Source organism: Pseudomonas syringae KCTC 12500, from assembly GCF_000507185.2.
GTDB lineage: Bacteria > Pseudomonadota > Gammaproteobacteria > Pseudomonadales > Pseudomonadaceae > Aquipseudomonas > Aquipseudomonas syringae.
In genome coordinates this window covers 4,219,547-4,238,646 of sequence record NZ_AYTM02000002.1, presented here as the reverse complement: position 1 = coordinate 4,238,646, position 19,100 = coordinate 4,219,547, and the positions used below count along the sequence as shown (strand labels likewise).

The 19,100-nt window shown below is 61.4% G+C and carries 16 protein-coding genes; 4 read left to right on the top strand and 12 right to left on the bottom strand.

Features of this window, described 5'->3' with window-relative positions; all coding sequences use genetic code 11:
• The first annotated feature begins 187 nt into the window (after positions 1–187).
• Positions 188–3,493, top strand: coding sequence for a ribonuclease E (gene rne / locus V476_RS19325; RefSeq protein WP_024959123.1), 3,306 nt, complete (start codon positions 188–190; stop codon positions 3,491–3,493).
• Between the two features lie 150 nt (positions 3,494–3,643).
• Here the strand turns inward: rne and murB are convergent, their stop codons facing one another.
• The 10 genes from murB to V476_RS19275 form a co-directional block, all read right to left on the bottom strand.
• Complete coding sequence (murB, locus tag V476_RS19320) at positions 3,644–4,663, bottom strand: UDP-N-acetylmuramate dehydrogenase (protein ID WP_024959122.1); 1,020 nt, start codon at positions 4,661–4,663, stop codon at positions 3,644–3,646.
• Between the two features lie 34 nt (positions 4,664–4,697).
• Positions 4,698–5,462 (bottom strand): 3-deoxy-manno-octulosonate cytidylyltransferase, encoded by a 765-nt coding sequence (kdsB, locus tag V476_RS19315; protein ID WP_003317470.1) that lies wholly within the window; start codon positions 5,460–5,462, stop codon positions 4,698–4,700.
• Positions 5,459–5,644 carry a Trm112 family protein gene (locus V476_RS19310; RefSeq protein WP_002552679.1) on the bottom strand — a complete coding sequence of 62 codons (186 nt, stop codon included), beginning with the start codon at positions 5,642–5,644 and terminating at the stop codon, positions 5,459–5,461. The genes kdsB and V476_RS19310 overlap by 4 nt, the downstream gene beginning before the upstream one ends.
• Positions 5,645–5,661: 17 nt before the next feature.
• Positions 5,662–6,657: a tetraacyldisaccharide 4'-kinase gene (gene lpxK / locus V476_RS19305; RefSeq protein WP_024959121.1), complete on the bottom strand. Its 996-nt coding sequence runs from the start codon at positions 6,655–6,657 to the stop codon at positions 5,662–5,664.
• Entirely contained in the window at positions 6,657–7,088 is a 432-nt protein-coding gene (locus tag V476_RS19300; RefSeq protein WP_003317468.1) for an ExbD/TolR family protein, read from the bottom strand. Before V476_RS19300 ends, lpxK begins: the two co-directional genes overlap by 1 nt.
• Positions 7,085–7,762 (bottom strand): MotA/TolQ/ExbB proton channel family protein, encoded by a 678-nt coding sequence (locus V476_RS19295; protein WP_002552676.1) that lies wholly within the window; start codon positions 7,760–7,762, stop codon positions 7,085–7,087. Before V476_RS19295 ends, V476_RS19300 begins: the two co-directional genes overlap by 4 nt.
• Positions 7,763–7,843: 81 nt before the next feature.
• On the bottom strand, positions 7,844–10,060 hold the full coding sequence (locus V476_RS19290) for a DNA internalization-related competence protein ComEC/Rec2 (protein WP_024959120.1): 2,217 nt from the start codon (positions 10,058–10,060) through the stop codon (positions 7,844–7,846).
• A gap of 136 nt (positions 10,061–10,196) precedes the next feature.
• Positions 10,197–10,985, bottom strand: a complete 789-nt coding sequence (locus tag V476_RS19285) for an ABC transporter permease (protein WP_003421319.1) — start codon at positions 10,983–10,985, stop codon at positions 10,197–10,199.
• The gene (locus tag V476_RS19280) at positions 10,982–11,914 is read right to left on the bottom strand and encodes an ABC transporter ATP-binding protein (protein WP_003317464.1); all 933 of its coding nucleotides are present in this window, start codon (positions 11,912–11,914) and stop codon (positions 10,982–10,984) included. Before V476_RS19280 ends, V476_RS19285 begins: the two co-directional genes overlap by 4 nt.
• A gap of 183 nt (positions 11,915–12,097) precedes the next feature.
• A complete protein-coding gene (locus V476_RS19275; protein WP_003346579.1) occupies positions 12,098–12,721 on the bottom strand; it encodes a glutathione S-transferase in 624 nt (207 codons plus the stop codon).
• Positions 12,722–12,883: 162 nt separating this feature from the next.
• Here V476_RS19275 and V476_RS19270 point away from each other — a divergent pair, with 162 nt between their 5' ends.
• From V476_RS19270 to V476_RS19260, 3 genes are all read left to right on the top strand, one after another.
• Positions 12,884–15,331 carry an acyl-CoA dehydrogenase gene (locus V476_RS19270; RefSeq protein WP_024662228.1) on the top strand — a complete coding sequence of 816 codons (2,448 nt, stop codon included), beginning with the start codon at positions 12,884–12,886 and terminating at the stop codon, positions 15,329–15,331.
• Between the two features lie 76 nt (positions 15,332–15,407).
• Positions 15,408–15,818: a PA2817 family protein gene (locus V476_RS19265; RefSeq protein ID WP_003317460.1), complete on the top strand. Its 411-nt coding sequence runs from the start codon at positions 15,408–15,410 to the stop codon at positions 15,816–15,818.
• Positions 15,819–16,007: 189 nt separating this feature from the next.
• Positions 16,008–16,862, top strand: coding sequence for a pirin family protein (locus tag V476_RS19260; protein WP_024959119.1), 855 nt, complete (start codon positions 16,008–16,010; stop codon positions 16,860–16,862).
• A gap of 67 nt (positions 16,863–16,929) precedes the next feature.
• Here the strand turns inward: V476_RS19260 and V476_RS19255 are convergent, their stop codons facing one another.
• Positions 16,930–18,111: a patatin-like phospholipase family protein gene (locus tag V476_RS19255; protein ID WP_003421307.1), complete on the bottom strand. Its 1,182-nt coding sequence runs from the start codon at positions 18,109–18,111 to the stop codon at positions 16,930–16,932.
• 32 nt (positions 18,112–18,143) lie between these two features.
• The gene (locus V476_RS19250; RefSeq protein ID WP_003317456.1) at positions 18,144–19,076 is read right to left on the bottom strand and encodes a lipid A biosynthesis lauroyl acyltransferase; all 933 of its coding nucleotides are present in this window, start codon (positions 19,074–19,076) and stop codon (positions 18,144–18,146) included.
• Positions 19,077–19,100: the final 24 nt, after the last annotated feature.

The window sequence follows — 19,100 nt, the reverse complement described above, 5'->3', positions numbered from 1 at the left end:
GGGTGTCTTATGCCACCACAGCAAGCAGGAAACGTCGTCGCGACCCTCCGCCCCCTCTGGGCGAGGACCTCGCTAGACACTGGAGTGTCCAACCACTCCTGACGTGCCCTGACACCGACCGTGAGAAGTCGTGTGTGCCGAACGCCGTTTCCGGCAGCCCGGAAACCGACGGTACTACATGAAAAGAATGCTGATTAACGCAACTCAACCCGAAGAGTTGCGTGTTGCACTGGTAGACGGCCAGCGCCTCTACGACCTGGACATCGAGTCAGGTGCACGCGAGCAGAAGAAGGCCAACATCTATAAAGGCCGAATCACTCGCATCGAACCCAGCCTCGAGGCTGCCTTTGTCGATTTCGGCTCTGAGCGCCACGGCTTCCTGCCACTCAAGGAAATCTCCCGCGAGTACTTCAAGAAAGCCCCCGAAGGCCGCGTCAACATCAAGGACGTCCTGAGCGAAGGCCAGGAAGTCATCGTTCAGGTCGAGAAAGAAGAACGTGGCAACAAGGGCGCAGCCCTGACCACCTTCATCAGCCTCGCTGGCCGCTATCTGGTTCTGATGCCCAACAACCCTCGTGCCGGCGGCATCTCGCGTCGTATCGAAGGTGAAGAGCGCAACGAACTGCGTGAAGCCCTCAACGGCCTGATCGCGCCAGCCGACATGGGTCTGATCGTTCGTACTGCCGGCCTGGGCCGCAGCAGCGAAGAAATGCAGTGGGACCTCGATTACCTGCTGCAACTGTGGACCGCTATCAAGGAAGCGTCCCTCGATCGCTCCGCCCCTTTCCTGATCTACCAGGAAAGCAACGTCATCATCCGCGCCATCCGTGACTACCTGCGCCAGGATATCGGTGAAGTCCTGATCGACAGCATCGAAGCCCAGGAAGAAGCACTGACCTTCATCCGTCAGGTGATGCCGCAGTACGCCAGCAAGATCAAGCTGTACGAAGACAGCGTTCCGCTGTTCAACCGCTTCCAGATCGAAAGCCAGATCGAAACCGCCTTTCAGCGTGTTGTCGAACTGCCTTCCGGCGGCTCCATCGTCATCGATCCGACCGAAGCCCTGGTGTCCATCGACATCAACTCGGCGCGCGCCACCAAAGGCAGCGACATCGAAGAAACCGCCCTGCAGACCAACCTTGAAGCGGCTGAGGAAATCGCCCGTCAACTGCGTCTGCGTGACATCGGCGGCCTGATCGTCATCGACTTCATCGACATGACGCCGGCCAAGAACCAGCGCGCCGTGGAAGAGAAAGTCCGTGAAAGCCTGGAAGCCGACCGTGCCCGCGTGCAGATCGGTCGTATTTCGCGCTTTGGCCTGCTGGAAATGTCCCGTCAGCGCCTGCGTCCATCGCTGGGCGAAAGCAGCGGCATTGTTTGCCCTCGCTGCAACGGCACCGGCATCATCCGTGATGTTGAATCGCTGTCGCTGGCCATCCTGCGCCTGATCGAAGAAGAAGCCCTGAAAGACCGTACTGCCGAAGTGCGCGCTCAGGTGCCGATTCCGGTCGCGGCCTTCCTGCTCAACGAAAAACGCAACTCGATCACCAAGATCGAACTGCGCACCCGTGCCCGCATCATCATTCTGCCGAACGATCAGCTGGAAACTCCGCACTTCGAAGTTCAGCGCCTGCGTGATGACAGCCCTGAAGCGCACAGCAGCCAGACCAGCTACGAAATTGCTGCTGCCGCTGCCGAAGTGGAAGAAATTGCACCACTGGCCGCCGCAACCCGCACCCTGGTTCGTCAGGAAGCAGCCGTCAAGACTGCCCCGGCTCGCGCCAATGCGCCGGTCCCGGTAGAAGCCGTAGCCCCTGCACCAACGCCTGCACCGGCACCTGTCGCTCATGAGCCAAGCCTGTTCAAGGGTCTGGTGAAATCCCTGGTCAGCCTGTTCGCGACCAAGGAAGAGCCTGTCGCTCCGGTCGTGGTCGAGAAGCCAGTTGCAGAACAGCGTCCAGCCCGCAACGAGGAACGCCGCAACGGTCGCCAGCAGAGCCGTGGCCGCAACAATCGCCGCGACGAAGAGCGCAAGCCTCGTGAAGAACGCGCCCCGCGCGAAGAACGTGCAGAGCGCGCACCGCGTGAAGAGCGTGCTCCACGTGAGGAACGTGCACCTCGTGAAGAGCGCACCGTTCGCGAACCGCGTGAAGCCCGCGAGGAGTCGGCTCCGCGCGAAGAGCGTCCAGCCCGTACCACCCGCGAGCGCAAGCCACGTGAAGCGCGCGAAGATCGCCCGGTTCGCGAACTGCGCGAGCCTCTGGATGCAGCCCCGGCGGTGAGCCTCGCTCGTGAGGAGCGCCCTGAACGCGCACCGCGCGAAGAGCGCCAGCCGCGCGCACCTCGTGAAGAACGTCAACCACGCGCCGAACAGGCCGCGGCTGCCGTGAGCGAAGAAGAGGAAGTGCTGCTCAACGAAGAGCAGACACATGACGAGAACCAGGAAGGCAACGACGGTAGCGAAGGCGACCGCCCTCGCCGCCGCTCGCGTGGCCAGCGTCGTCGCAGCAATCGTCGTGAGCGTCAGCGCGATGCCAATGGCAACGTGATCGAAGGCTCCGAAGAGAACGGCAACGAAGAAGAAGGCAGCGCCACCGACCTGTCGGCGGGTCTGGGCTTCACCGCCGCAGCTTCCGCTGCCAGCAGCGTGATCAGCGCGCCTGCCGAAGCCGACGCGCATCAGCAGGCCGAACGTGCCAACAGCAACGCAGCCGCTGCAGACGCCGAGCCTGTGCATCAGGAAACTGCTGCCGAAGCGCCTGTGACTGAAACGCCAGTAGCTGAAACGTCAGCCACCGAAGCACCGGTTGCCGAAAAAGCACCGACCGTTGCCGAACCGACTGTCGAAGCACCTGCCGTTGAAGCCCCTGTGGCAGACGATGCTCCTGTAGCACAGCCTGCTCCAGAGGTTGAAGTTCAGCCGGCAGCGGTCGAAGCACCTGCGATTGCTGCACAGTCCGAACTGTTCGAAGCACCTCACGCAGAACGCGTAGTACCGTTCAAGCCGACGCCAGAGCCAGCACCACAGGCGCCGGTCGAAGCAGCGGCTCATGAGGAAGTGCCAGCCACTGAATCATCCGAACTGCCAACGCCTGCGCCTACTGCTGTTGTCGAGCCGGTAGCGCTGAAAGAAGAGCCTGCTCCTTACGTCGCGCCTCAGCCGGTCGTTGAAGAACAGGCACCTGCCCCACAAGAGCAGGCACCTGCGGCTGAAGAAGCAGCGCCTGCACCAGTGGTCAGCAGCACGGGCCGCGCACCGAACGATCCTCGTGAAGTTCGTCGTCGCAAGCGTGAAGAAGAAGCACGTCGTCAACAGGAAGCCGCTGCTGCCAGCGCTCCAGTCGTCGAAGCAGCGCCTGCTGCCACTGAAGCAGACTCGGCCCAGCCTTCACCGGCAGCCGAGGAAAAGACCGAAGAAGCGGCAACTGAGCAACCAGCAGTTAAACCGCAACATGAAGCCGAGAAAGAAAACGAGCCTAAACCCCTCGTCTAACCCCGGCCCATGAAAAAGCCCCGCCTGTGCAAACAGGCGGGGCTTTTTCATGTCCGTTGGTTGAGGATTGCACCGCGTTCATCTTCAATACGCGGCGCTTGATCTGATCTCTTCGCGAGCGAGCCCCCACAAGAGCCCCTTTCCAGGCTATCAGTAGAGGTTCGGCTCCATCTCCAGCTCGATACCGAAACGTTCGGCGATATCGGTCTGGATACGGCGCGCCAGACTTAGCAACTGCAAGCCACTGGCCTGCCCATAGTTGACCAGCACCAGCGACTGCAGCTTGTGCACGCCAGCATCACCATCGCGATACCCCTTCCAGCCCGCTTGCTCGATCAGCCACCCGGCCGCCAGCTTCACCCGGCCATCGTCCTGCGGGTAGCCGACGACGCCTGGGTGCTGCTGTTTGATCGTTGCGTACAATTCGGCAGCGATTATCGGGTTTTTGAAGAAACTGCCGGCATTGCCCAGCACAGCGGGGTCAGGCAGCTTTTCACTGCGAATGGCGCAGATCGCACGGCTGACATCGAACGGCGTCGGCTGATCGATACCCTGCTCGTCGAGACGCTGACGAACCGGGCCATATTCGAGGTGCAAGCGAGCGACGCGACTGAGCTTGAAACGTACACGCAGGATCAACCAGCGCGCGACCTGATGCTTGAACACGCTGTCGCGGTAGCCGAACGCACAATCCTGCAGAGAAAACTCGCGCAATTCGCCCGTTTCACGATCCAGCGCCGTCAGGCTATGGAAAACATCTTTGATCTCGACGCCATAAGCGCCGATGTTCTGCATGGGTGCCGCGCCAACGGTGCCTGGAATCAGACTGAGGTTTTCCAACCCCGCCAGCCCCAGCTCCAGACAGGACTGCACGAACGGATGCCAGGGCTCGCCGGCCTCTGCCTCGACAATCGACTCGAGACAGTCCTCGTGCACGATGCGAATGCCGCGGCTGACCATGCGCACCACCAGTGACTGCACGTCAGCGCTGAGCAGCAGGTTGCTGCCACCGCCAATCACCAGCACTGGCACATCGTGCTCGGCCGAATAGGCCAGCGCCTCGCGAACGTCATCATCGCTACGCGCTTCGGCAAATAACCGGGCTTGCACATCAACACCGAACGTATTGAACGGCTTGAGGGAAATCGCGGACTGCACCTGCAAGGTCATACCCTCGCCTTCCCGAACCACTGGACGAAGCGCATCAACCCTCCAGCAAGCGCCTTACGCGCTCCAGGTCTTCAGGCGTATCGACGCCACCAGGTGGCGCCTCAAGGGCATCGGCGACGTGGATCCGCACGCCATTCCACAGCGCACGCAATTGTTCCAGGCTTTCGGTGTTTTCCAGCCAGCACGGCCCCCAACTGACGAAGTCATGCAGGAAGCCCGCACGGTAGGCGTAGATACCGATGTGCCGACGATAAGGCACGCCGGCAGGCAACTGGTCGCGGTTTGCTGCGAGCGCATCGCGCGCCCACGGCAAGGGAGCCCGGCTGAACGTCAGCGCCAGGCCGTTGATGTCCGTAGCTACCTTGACGATGTTGGGGTTGAACAACGCGGCCACGTCGTCGATAGGCTCGGCCAGCGTAGACATGCCGGCTTCGGGATGGGCGGCCAGATTGGACGCCACCTGGTCGATCACCGCTGGCGGGATCATCGGCTCGTCGCCCTGCACATTGACCACAATCGCGTCAGCCGCCAGGCCAAGTTGCGCGGCCACCTCGGCCAGACGATCGGTGCCGGAGTTGTGATCGTCGCGCGTCAGCAGCACTTCGGCACCAAAAGCCTGACAGGCTTCGACAATGCGTGCATCGTCGGTGGCAATCACCACACGCTCGGCGCTGCTCTTGCACGCCTGCTCCCAGACCAGCTGAACCATGGGTTTGCCGGCAATGGTTTTCAGCGGTTTGCCCGGAAAGCGGCTGGAGCCGTAGCGCGCGGGAATGACAACGGTAAACGCTGCGGTCATTTTTCCAGCCGCTCGTCGGTGCTCAGGGTGCGAGCTTCGCTTTCGAGCATCACAGGGATGCCGTCACGCACCGGATAGGCAAGACCTGCGCCCTTGCTGATCAGCTCGGTCTTGTCGGCGCTGAGCTTCAATGGTCCCTTGCAGACGGGGCAAGCGAGGATATCGAGTAGTTTGGTGTCCATAGGAGATCCTGAAGCAATCATGGAGAAAGACGTAGCAGTTGCTGGTCGAACCAACCGACAAAGGCATCGGAAGGTAGTGCATCCACTGCCAGATACCACCAGTCATCAGCGGCAAAGGCACGACATTTCACCGCATCCTTCTCGGTCATGACCAAAGGCAGCGCGGGTGTAAATGTCAGCGCCTCGGCACTGTAGACAGCATGGTCGGCGAATGCGTGAGTCACCGGCCGCCAGTGTAATCCTTCGAGGGTATTGAAGAAACGTTGGGGATTGCCGATTCCGGCGACCGCATGCAGCGCCTGACCGGCAGGGAAATAATCCACCGGCTGACGTTCGCCACTGCGCAGATTGATCAGTGCCGAAGGCTTGAGCCTGAAGGCATAGCCGTCGTCCCTGTCAGCTGTCGCGCCGTTATAAAGCAAGGCGTCGACACTGCTCAGCCGCTCGACCGGTTCGCGTAACGGCCCGGCAGGCAGACAACGGCGATTGCCCAGACCACGGGCGGCATCGATCAGCACCAGCTCCAGGTCGCGGGCCAGCCGGTAATGCTGCAAGCCGTCGTCGGAAAGAATCACATCCAGCGGTTCGGCAGCGAGCAAGGCCTGCACGGCGCGACTGCGATCCGGATCGATCATCAGCGGCACGCCGCAGCGCTGCACGATGAGCAGGGGCTCGTCCCCTGCCTCGCTGGCACTTTGTTCAGGCAGGACGCGCCACGGCAGGCTTGGCGGCGTGGCGCCGTAACCGCGGCTGACCACACCGACACGCAGGCCGCGACGGCGGCAGTGCTCGATCATCCAGAGAATCAACGGCGTCTTGCCAGTGCCACCGACGGTGATATTACCCACCACGATGACCGGCACCGGCGCGCGATAGATATCACCCTCGCCCGCCAGAAACCGCGCACGCTTGCGTTCTACGACACGCCGGTAAAGACCTTCGAGCGGGCGCAATAGCGCCAGCGCAGGGTGGCCGTTGTACCAGGCATCGAGCAAACGGTCAGTGAATGCCATCAGTTAGCCGGTGTGGCCTCGACGGTGGTCATGCGCAAATGACTGAAGCCCAGCTTGCCCGCCGCATCCATGGCCGTGATGACCGACTGGTGCGGGGTCTTGCCGTCGGCGCTGATCGACAGCGGCAGGCTGGTATCGCCCCCCGACTCGCGCTGAAGCGCCTCGATCAGCGTCGCCAGATCGTTTTTCGGCAACAACTGATTGTTCAGCGAGAAAATCCCGTCGGCGTTGATGGCAATGTCCAGCTGTTTGGCGCTGGCGTCCACGTCCGGCGTTCCGGTAACGGCCTGTGGCAGATCGACCCGCAACTGGGTTTCGCGAGTGAAGGTGGTCGTCACAATGAAGAACAGCAGCAGGATGAACACCACGTCAATCAGAGAGACCAGATTGATGTCGATGTTTTCCCGGGGTCTGCGACGGCGAAATTTCACTTCTTCTTGCCCCCGCCCGCTCTGGCCAGCGACTTGAGATCAATCTTGGCGTCGATCAGATCGACATCGCGGTCGCCCTGCACCACTTCAACCAGACGAATGGCCTGTTGTTCCATGCCGACCACCAACTCATCGACGCGGCTCTGCAGGAAGCGATGAAAGAAAATCGCCGGGATCGCGACGATAAGACCCGACGCCGTACAGATCAGCGCCTTGGAAATACCACCTGCCAGCACGCCGGCATTGGCGGTGGCCCCGGAACTGTTGAACGAGCCGAAGATATCGATCATGCCCAGCACGGTGCCCAGCAAACCAAGCAGCGGCGCCATGGCAGCGATCGAGCCCAGTGCGCTGAGGTAGCGCTCCAGCTCATGAATGACCCGGGCAGCGGCTTCTTCAATGCACTCCTTCATGATCTCGCGACCATGCCTGGAATTGGCCAGACCTGCGGCAAGGATTTCGCCCAGCGGCGAGTCAGCGCGCAGCTGCTTGAGTTTTTCGCCGTCCAGCTTCTTTTCCTGAATCCACTGCCAGACCTGCCCGAGCAGGTGCGGTGGCGTGATACGGCTGGCACGCAACGTCCACAGGCGCTCGATGATGATGCCGGCGGCGGCGATGGAGCTCAGAATAATCGGCAGCATCATCCAGCCGCCAGATTTGACCAGTTCCCACACAGTGATCACTCCCTCGAAAAATTGGCGCCACTCTACCATAGGGTCGCCAAGTGCCGAACGCCGAGATCGATATCCATTCACTCAATCACGCCAGAAGCGCCGTTGCGCACGCTCGGCCTGCGGCGCTCCGAACGTACCCAGTTGCAGACGCACAGCGCCCAGCTCGGCACTGTCGTAACTGGCGATGCCCAAGCCGCGATAGCGCGCCATGACCAACGGGTGTGGGTGACCGAACGCATTGTTGCGACCACGGGAAATCAGCACGCCGACCGGTGCGACGGCGCGAAGAAACGCTTTGGACGATGAGGTCCGGCTGCCGTGATGCGGCGACTGCAACCAGTGGGCACGCAGGTCGAACCCGCTGTCGATTGCCGCGCGCTCGGCGCTCACGTCGATATCGCCCGCCAGCAGCAGACGCTCGCCCCCGGCGTCAACGCTGAGGATGCAGGAGGCGGGGTTGCCGTCAGGCCCCTGCTCCCAGCGCCACGTGGAAAACACCACGCCATCCCACTCCCAGCGCGCACCGCTCTCGCACAATCGGGCGTCGAGTTGCGGGGCGAGTCTGGCCAGCTCGCCACCCAGCACCCGGCTCACCGGAAAGGCCTGATGAACCGCCGCCGCACCGCCGGCATGGTCTGCGTCGGAATGGCTGATCAACATCAGGTCAAGATGGCGGACGCCTGCCTTGCGCATGGCGGGCACGACCACGCGCTGACCGATATCGAACTCACCGAAACGCGGACCTGCGTCATACAGAAGTGTGTGATTGCGAGTGCGCAGGAGAATCGCCAGGCCCTGCCCCACATCCAGTTGCAACACGTCTACCTGGCCTTCAGGCACTGATTCGAGCGGCGGAAAAACGCACAGCAACAGCAACGGCCAGCCCAGCGGACGCATGGGCACGCCCTTGGGCAGTAACAAGAGCAAGGCCCCGAGCAGACTCGACCACCATGCCCAGACCGGCACCGCACTGGGCAACCAGGCCGGCAACGCTGCCGCCACCGCGTCGAGGAACACGAACAACCACTGCAGCGCCCCGCCAGCCAGCCATAGCAGACCTTCCCCGACCACAGGGACTGGCAGCAACAGCGTTCCGAGCAATGCCGGAGGCAGGACGATCACGCTGACCCAAGGCACGGCAAGCAAGTTGGCGAACGGCCCACTGAGGCTGATCGGCAAGTTCAGCGCCAGCAGAATCGGCAACAAGCCGACGGCGATCAACCACTGCGCCCGTGTCCAGCTTTGCCACCAGCGCCAGGCGCCGAGACGCCCACTGAAAATCAGGATCAGAATGCCGACCGCCGCGAAGGACAGCCAGAAACCCGGCTGCAGCGTCACCAGCGGCTCGAAGATCAGCACCGCGTTGAAGGACAGCAACAAGGGCCAGACCACGCCCAGATGGCGAAAACGCAAGCGCCACAGCAGCACCATCGCGACCATCACACAGGCGCGCCGGACTGGCACCTCGAAACCGGCCAGCAGCCCGTAGCCCAGTGCAGCGCTGAACGCCAGTGCACATGCCCACGGCAGCCAGGGCAAAGAGCGTGGCCACAGCCCCCAGCGCGCCAAGCCTGCGACCAAAGCGTAAATCACCCCGGCCAGCAAACCGATGTGCTGGCCGGAAATGACCAGCAGATGCACAGTGCCGGTATCCTGCAACACCTGCCAGTCGGTACTCGACAATCCTGAGCCATCGCCCAGCACCAGCGCTGCCAGACCGCCCTCCCGGCCCTGCGCATCGACCGCCAGCAGGCGCTGACGAAGGGCATCGCGCCAGGCGGCACGCGCGGGTGCCAACCGCTCACCATCCACCACCGTGCCGGTCGCACCGATGCGCTGCGCCAGCAGCCAGGCCTCATAGTCGAAAGCATCGGGATTGACCAGCCCGGCCGGCCGCTTGAGTTTGACCGCCATGCGCCATCGCTCCCCGCTGTTCACGGGCTGGCCGCCGTACCAGGCCACCCGTATTCGCGCGGGCAGTTTGGTACGTCGTGACCAGGCGCCTTCCAGCTCGAAACGCACCACACCTTCGGCGACACTCGGCAAACCGACCACCTTGCCCTGTACCCACAGCGTCTGACCATCGAGATGCGGCGCCAACCGGTCACTCAGCGCCCACTGCGCCGACACGCACGCCCACGTGAACCCGAGCAGGAACAACGCCAGTGGATAGGTACGAAACGGCAGCAGCATCAACGCCAGTGTCGGCATCAGCAGCAATAGCCAGGTCGGCGGCAGCGCCGGTAGAAAACGCAGGGCAAGCAGCCCGAGCGCGAGCGCGATCATCCCTGTGCGCATGACGGTTCCTTGCAGCGGAAAGCCTCAAGAATCAGCGCACTGGGGAAATGTCGGAAGAGGTGGTGTGTTGCAGAATCTGAACGGCCGGTCCCGGCCATCGCTCAACCCGCCAGCCTGGCGGGTCGAAGCCAATGTGTTACTGACGCATACCGCGACCGCTCACCAGCAACCTGGCGCAGCCGATATACAGCACGAAGGTCGCTACGATCATGAACGCCAGGGCGATGCTGATCTTGATGTCGGAGACGCCCAGAATGCCGTAACGGAAGGCATTGACCATGTGCAGGACCGGGTTGGCCAGCGACACGGTCTGCCAGAACGGCGGCAGCAGGTTGATCGAGTAGAACACGCCGCCCAGGTAGGTCAGCGGGGTGAGCACGAACGTCGGGATGATCGAGATATCGTCGAAGTTACGCGCAAACACTGCGTTGATGAAACCCAGCAACGAGAAGATCGTCGCCGTCAGCACGACCACGATGATGGTCACGCCCAAGTGGTGCACTTGCAGGTCGGTGAAAAACATCGACAGCATGGTGACGATGAAACCGACCATCAGCCCACGCAACACACCGCCCAGGGTGTAGCCGACCAGGATGGTGTGCGGCGAGACTGGCGACACCATCAGCTCTTCGATGGAGTGCTGAAACTTGGCACCGAAGAAGCTCGATACCACGTTGCCGTAGGAGTTGGTGATCACCGACATCATGATCAGGCCCGGCACGATGTACTGCATGTAGGTAAAGCCGCCCATGTCACCGATCTGGCGACCGATCAGGTTACCGAAGATGACGAAGTACAGAACCATGGTGATGGCTGGCGGCAGCAGGGTCTGCGGCCAGATCCGCATGAAGCGGTGCACTTCACGGTAGACGATGGTTTTCAGGGCAATCAGGTTGGGGCGCAACTCGCCGTTGGGTACGGTCATACCGCCACCTTCGCGAGGTTTTTTTCCACCAGGGACACAAACAACTCCTCAAGGCGATTGGATTTGTTACGCAGGCTCAAGACTTCGATGTTCTGGAAGGCCAACTGGCTGAACAGCGCCGTGATGCCGACGTTCTTGTCGACCTGCACTTCCAGCGTGTGGCTGTCGAGCAGGCGGCAAGGGAAACCGGGCAATTGTGGCGCGGTCTGCCAGGACGCCTTGAGATCGAGCACGAACGTCTCGACGGTCAACGTGCTGAGCAGTTGCTTCATGCCGGTGTTCTGCACGATCACCCCGTGGTCGATGATGCCGATGTTGCGGCACAGCTGTTCGGCTTCTTCCAGGTAGTGCGTGGTGAGGATGATGGTGATGCCTTTGCTGTTCAACTCGGTCAGAAAGGTCCACATTGAACGGCGCAACTCGATGTCCACGCCTGCGGTGGGTTCGTCGAGGATCAGCAAGCGCGGCTCGTGAATCAGCGCACGGGCGATCATCAGACGCCGCTTCATGCCGCCGGACAGCGAACGTGAAGGCACATCGCGCTTTTCCCACAGTCCCAGCTGCGTCAGGTACTGCTCAGCTCGCTCCTTGGCGATTTTCGCCGGGATGCCGTAGTAGCCCGCCTGAGTGACGACGATGTCCAGGGTCTTCTCGAACTGGTTGAAGTTGAACTCCTGCGGCACGACACCGATGCATCGCTTGAGCGCAGCAGGCTCGCGATCCAGGTCGTGGCCAAAGATGTTCACCGTACCGCTGGTCTTGTTGACCAGTGTCGAGATGATCCCGATGGTGGTGGATTTGCCAGCGCCGTTGGGGCCCAGCAAGGCGAAGAAATCACCTTCGGCGACGTCCAGATCGATGCCATTCAAGGCCTGGAAACCGTTGCCGTAGGTTTTGGTTAACTGCCGAATGGACAGAGCGGAAGACATATCGGGAAAGGTACTCATCAGAAAAAGGAATTGAAGATGACTGTCACCAGCCGCCTGCCGTGACGACCCAGCCGCGCAATGGTGCTCGGCTGCGCCGTTCAAGTACAGACACATCTGTTAATAGTAAATATCGAGCACCGGACATGCACCCGATCAGCCCTTTCTCCTGCTCACATCACATGCTCAGGTCAAAGGGGTCATGACCGCCTTGCGATAAGCCGGGCGCATCTTGAGACGCTCATACCAGGCTTGGAGGTGAGGCAGCGGCGGACGTTCAATCGGCATTTCAAACCAGCCGTAGGCGAAGCATCCCAAGGGAATATCGCCCATACCGAACGCATTGCCAGACAGATAGGGCTGTCGCGACAGCGCCTCGTCGGCCACCAGCAGCAGGCTGTGCAGCGTCTTGATGCCTTGCTCGATGGCCGGCCAGTCCTGTTTCTCGGCCGGCGTGCGTACTACGCCCCAGAACACCGGGCTAAACGGCGCGGCGATGGTCGAGGTGGTCCAGTCCATCCACTTGTCTGCATTGGCGCGGGCCTGCAGATCTGCGGGGTATAAATCAGAATCGGGGGCATGGCGGGCGGCCAGATAGCGCACGATGGCGTTGGACTCCCACATCACGAAGTCGCCGTCTTCGATCATCGGAATCCGGCCGTTAGGGTTTTTCGCGCGATAGGCCGCTTCGTTGACCAGGCCGAATGCACCACCGGCGTCCTGCGTCTCGTAGGGCACGCCCACTTCCTCGGCAATCCAGAGTGCCTTGCGCACATTACTGGAATTCTTCCGCCCCCAGATCTTGAGCATTGCGTTCCCCTCGCAGTCGCTGATAAATAAAGGCTCACAGTCTACCCCGAAGCGGCGGCAACTTACTCGTCAACCAGGGGTCACTATCGATGTCGCCCCACCACTGCCTGGCGACCAGTTCTTGATCGCTGCCACGGCGGCGGTCATCACGGAGGAATACTTATGCTGTTGTTGTGGATTGTTGTGCTGGTCGTCGGCATTGCCTGGCTGGCTCATCGGCGAACCGCCCCGCTCCCGGCGCTTGGCGTGGTAGCTGTCTACCTGCTGGCCATGGGTATTTTCAGTCACGCGCCAGGATGGCTGCTGACGGTGTTCTGGTTGCTCTGGCTGGCAGTGTTCATACCGGTAATGCTGCCCGATCTGCGCCGCAAGCATTTCACTGCGCCGATGTTCAGCTGGTTTCAAAAAGTCCTGCCGCCGATGTCGCAAACCGAGCGTGATGCGATCGATGCCGGCACGGTCTGGTGGGATGGCGAGCTGTTCAGCGGTCGCCCGGACTGGGACAAGCTGCTGGCCTACCCTAAAGTCCAGTTGACCGAAGAGGAACAGGCCTTTATCGACGGGCCGACCGAAGAACTCTGCGCGATGGTCAGCGACTGGGAAATCGGCCAGGCCATGGACCTGCCGCCGCAAGCCTGGGCGCACATGAAAGCGCACGGCTTCTTCGCGCTGATCATCCCCAAGGAGTTCGGTGGCAAGGGCTTCTCTGCCTATGCCCACTCACAAGTGGCCATGAAGCTGGCCACCCGCAGCGGCGACCTGGCCTCCACAGTGATGGTGCCCAACTCCCTTGGCCCGGCTGAATTGCTGCTGCATTACGGCACCGACGAGCAACGCAATCATTACCTGCCACGTCTGGCACGCGGTGAAGACATTCCCTGCTTTGCGCTGACCGGTCCGCTGGCCGGTTCCGATGCAGGTGCGATGACCGACACCGGGATCATCTGCAAAGGCCAGTGGCAGGGTGAAGAAGTCATCGGCCTGCGCCTGACCTGGGAAAAACGCTACATCACCCTCGGCCCGGTCGCGACCCTGCTCGGTCTGGCTTTCAAGGCCCACGACCCTGAGCACCTGCTCGGCGAAAAAGAAGATCTGGGCATCAGCCTCGCGCTGATTCCGACCGAGACGCCCGGCGTGGAAATCGGCCGCCGTCACCTGCCTCTGGGCGCGGCGTTCATGAACGGCCCCAACTCGGGCAAGGACGTGTTCATCCCGCTGAGCTACCTGATCGGTGGTCAACCGATGCTGGGCAAGGGCTGGATGATGCTGATGAACTGCCTGTCGGTGGGTCGTTCGATCTCGCTGCCGGCCGTCGGCACCGGCGCTGCGAAGTACACCAGCCTGGTCACCGGCCAGTATGCGAAGGTGCGTGAGCAATTCAATGTGCCTATCTCCGCATTCGAAGGCATCCAGGAAGCGTTGGCGCGTATCGGCGGCAACGCCTGGCTGATGGACAGTGCGCGCATGCTGACGGCCAATGCCGTCGACCTGGGCGAGAAGCCATCGGTGCTCTCGGCGATCCTCAAGTACCACCTGACCGAGCGTGGCCGCGAGTGTATCGGTCACGCCATGGACGTGCATGGCGGCAAGGGCATCATCATGGGCCCGAACAATTACCTGGGTCGCAACTGGCAAGGCGCGCCGATCTTCATCACTGTCGAGGGCGCCAACATCCTTTCGCGCAACCTGATGATCTTCGGCCAGGGCGCGATTCGCTGCCATCCGTTCGTGCTCAAGGAAATGGCCCTGGCCGGGCGTGAGGACAAACAGCAAGCGCTGATCGAGTTTGACAGCCTGTTGCTCAAACACATCGGCTTTGCGGTGAGCAATGCCGCCAGCACCTTCATCCTCAACCTGGGCTTCGGTCATTTCGAAAGAGCGCCGGGCAACGGCCTCAGCCAGAGCTACTTCCGCGCGCTTAACCGTCAGGCAGCCGCGTTCGCAATGCTCGCTGACTTGAGCATGATGCTGCTGGGTGGCGAACTGAAACGCCGCGAACGCCTGTCGGCGCGCCTGGGTGACGTGCTCAGCCATATGTACCTGGCCTCGGCAGCGCTCAAGCGTTATCACGACCTCGGATCACCGGACCACATGAGCCCGTTGTTCCGTTGGGCCATGGAAGAAAGCCTGGGGCATTCGGAACGTGCGATGGACGAGATCCTCAGCAACTTCCCCAACCGCATACTGGGCGGGGTGCTGCGTGCCGTAGTGTTCCCGTTCGGTCGCCGGCACAAGGGGCCGTCGGACAAACTGGATGCCGAAGTTGCTCAGGTACTGGGCCGCGCCAAGGGCGATCCGACGCTGGAAGAGCTGCTGGCAGGCTGCTATCGCCCGCAATCGGCAGACGATCCGGTCGGCGCGCTGCAACAAGCCATCGATCTGCTCAGCGCTGCGTATCCGCTGCACAAGAAGCTGCAAGTGGCAATCAAGAGTGGTCAGGTCAAGCCGGACGCTGGTGAGCCTGTCATCGACGCCGCGCTGCGCATCGGTGTTTTGCAGGCCGACGAAGCGCAGACCCTGCGTACCGCCGAGGCAGCGCGCCGCAAGGTGATCGATGTGGATGATTTCGACAAGGAAGAACTGACCCTGGCAGCCGGCAAGATTCGCTGATAGTCAGGTCGCACCACACAGCAGGCGCGTAGAGCTTTATACTCTCGCGCCTGTTTTTGTATTTGAGGATTACCCAATGGCCGACGCCACTCTCGATCACCAACTTGGCCTGCTGGCACACCTGCGCAGCATTCTGGTCGCGCTGGGCGAGGCCGAGCAGGTTCCGGAAGAAAGCCACGCGCTGTTCATGGAGCGTTTCGACGAACTGGTCGAGCTGTTGCCGCAGGATCCCATCGAAAGCCAGTACCTGGGTCAGGACATCCTCTGTCAGGTCATCCAGCGCTACCCGCAAATCGCGCACCTGGTACCGCGCGACCTGCTGTGGTTCTTCGCCGGTGACTGCCTGCATTTCATGCCGGATGATGAAATCGAGCTGTATCAGGCGCTGGAAGAACGCCGTTACGAAGCCGAGCAGAACGAAGAACCGTTCGACTGGAATCAGGAGAAACAGCTGCTGAGCATGTCGACACAGGGCAGCAAGCACTGAGCATCCCTGGCTCCAAGCCTGCCCCGGAGGTCATTCCGGGCAGGTGGCCAGTCAACCCGCGCCAATACGCCACACCGTGCCAACCATCGATTAATACGATAATTCTGTCCTGCCATTCGAATAAATTTATCGAATAAACAGGTATACCATGACACTTCGTATCACCTGATAAGGAGTGCTCTCTCTCCCATGACTCAATTTCGTAAAGTCCTGTCCATTCAAACGGGTCAACCAGCTTCCGATGGCGCGGGCGTCAAACTGACGCGTGTCTTCGGCGGGCGTGGCGTGGAGCAGTTCGATCCGTTTCTGATGCTGGACGAGTTCGGATCGGACAAGCCGGATGACTACATCGCCGGCTTTCCACCTCACCCGCACCGGGGCTTCGAAACGGTGACCTACATGCTTGAGGGCCGTATGCGTCACGAAGACCATATGGGCAATGTCGGCCTTCTGCAGGGCGGCGGTGTGCAGTGGATGACTGCGGCACGCGGGATCATTCACAGCGAAATGCCTGAACAGGAAGAAGGCACCATGCGCGGCTTTCAGCTTTGGCTGAACCTGCCGGGCAAGAACAAGCTGAGCGATGCCAGCTACCAGGACATCCAGCCGGAAAACGTTCCGAGTGTCACCACTCAGGCCGGTGTGCAGGTGGTGGTATTGGCCGGTCATTTCGACGATGGCCAGGTTCGCCAGGCCGGGGCGGTACAGCGCCCGGACACCGAGCCGTTGTACTTTGACTTTGACATGCCTGCCGGCAGCTGTATCAGCCCGCACGTACCCGAAGGGCACCTTGTGCTGCTGTACGTCTATGAAGGCAGTGTCGAGCTGGAAGGCAGCACCCAGCCGATCGGTAAACGCCAAATGGCACGCCTGTCCGACAGCGGTGAAGTGCAGATCAGCAGCGCCGCCGGTGCGCGGCTGTTACTGATTGCAGGCAAGCCGTTACGTGAGCCGATCGTGCAATACGGCCCCTTCGTGATGAACACCAAGGAAGAGATCGAGCAGGCGATTCGTGACTTCCGGGAAGATCGTCTGACGGCGTGACGACGTCGGTCACTGGGCCCTGCGCCCGCCGATCAACAGACAGGGGCCCCGCCTCTGTCTGGCCGCGTTAATCCAGACGCAAAAAGCGCTTAAGTTCGGCACCCTGAGCAATCGCATCGTGACGCCCCAGTTCGATCAATTCGCTGCAATAACCTGACTCGAACAGCAGATAGCTCAGCACACTGGCCCCGCTGCTCTTGGTCGCACCCGGCCCGCGCAGAAAGGTGCGCAGTGCGGGGGGCAGCTCGCGGCGGTGACGGGCGGCGATTTCATCCAGCGGACGGCTCGGCGAAATCACCAGCACTTCCACCGGCTCCATGCCCGGCTGCCGGGCCTGATCCTCGGGCAGCAACGCACTGGCGGTGTTCAAGCGTTCCAGCAGTTCGATATCGCTTTCCAGATTGTCGATGAAGGTGCTGTTGAGCATGTGGCCGCTGATCTGCGCCAGGCTTGGCTGAGCGCCGCGTGGCGCGCGGGGGGCCGGTCTTTCGGCCTTGAGGCCGCGCGGGTTGCCGCTGACGCCGACCACCAGCACACGATTGGCGCCCAGATGCAGCGCCGGGCTGATCGGTGCCGACTGGCGCACAGCCCCGTCGCCAAAGTATTCCTCGTCCAGCATCACGGGGGCGAACAGCAAGGGAATGGCTGAGCTGGCGAGCAAGTGATCCACGGTCAGTTGCGTCGGACGGCCAATGCGGCGATGTCTCAGCCAGGGTTCAATCGTACCGCGGCCCTGATAGAACGTGACCGCCTGACCCGATTCGTAACCGAAGGCCGTCACCGCCACTGCACGCAGATGATGAGCATCGATGGCCGCTTCGATTCCGGACAGGTCCAGACGATCATTGAGCAGGTCACGCAGGGGCGAACTGTTGAGCAAGGCGACCGGGATATTGCGTCCGAAACCCAACAGGCTGCGACCGAAAAAACGGCTGGCCTGATGAATCACCCCGGACCAGTCGCTGCGCAGCACCTGATGGCTGCGAAATGACTGCCAGAACTCGGTCAATTGATGGATGGCGATTCGAAAATGCAGCGCGCCACTGGCCAGTTTGACGGCATTGATCGCGCCAGCCGACGTACCGACGATGACCGGAAAGGGATTGGGCGAACCGGGAGGCAGCAGATCGGCAATGCCTGCCAGTACGCCGACCTGATAGGCCGCACGCGCCCCGCCACCCGATAAAATCAGCCCGGTTACAGGCTCGACACCGCTTACTGCACTGCTCGTTACTGCGCGATCCTGCATCTACGACTGACCTCGGTGATCAACGACGCTTTTTATCTATGCTTCTCGTATAGCTTCTGTTCACCGGCTGGTCGACTTTTAAAGCGTCGATGGGCCCAAAGATACTGTTCCGGACATTCAGTGACAGCCCTTTCTACCCATTGATTTATGCGCAGGCAATCGGCTTCGTCGCTCTCACCCGGAAAGTTGTCCAGCGGCGGATGAATCACCAGCCGGTAACCGCTGCCGTCTGCCAGACGCCGCTGAGTGAAGGGCACGACCTGCGCACGGCCCAGGCGGGCGAACTTGCTGGTGGCGGTCACGGTCGCGGCCTGGATGCCGAACAGCGGCACAAAAATGCTCTGCTTGGCGCCATAGTCCTGATCCGGCGCATACCAGATCGCCCGGCCAGCACGCAGTAACTTGAGCATGCCGCGCACGTCATCGCGCTCCACAGCCAGCGAATCAAGATTATGGCGCTCACGCCCGCGACGCTGGACGAAGTCGAACAACGGGCTCTTGTGTTCGCGATACATGCCATCGATGGTGTGCTGCTGGCCCAAAAGCGCAGCGCCGATTTCCAGCGTGGTGAAATGCAGCGCCATCAGAATCACGCCCTCGCCTTTTTCCTGGGCATTCTGCAAATGCTCGAGCCCTTCGACGTGGGCAAGCCTGGCCAGACGTTTTTTCGACCACCACCAGCTCATGGCCATCTCGAAGAAGGCAATCCCGGTGGAGGCGAAGTTTTCCTTGAGCAGACGCTTGCGCTCGGCCGCGGACAAATGCGGGAAGCACAGCTCCAGATTGCGTGACGCGATTTTTTTTCGATCAGTGGCCACACGGTACATGATGGCGCCCAGTGCCCGACCGATGACCAGCAGAACGCGAAATGGCAATTGGACAATCAGCCACAAGAGCCCCAGTCCCAGCCATAGCGGCCAGAAACGGGGGTGAAGGAAACTGGCTTTAAAGCGCGGGCGATCCATTTGGGCTTCCGTCAGAACAAAGGC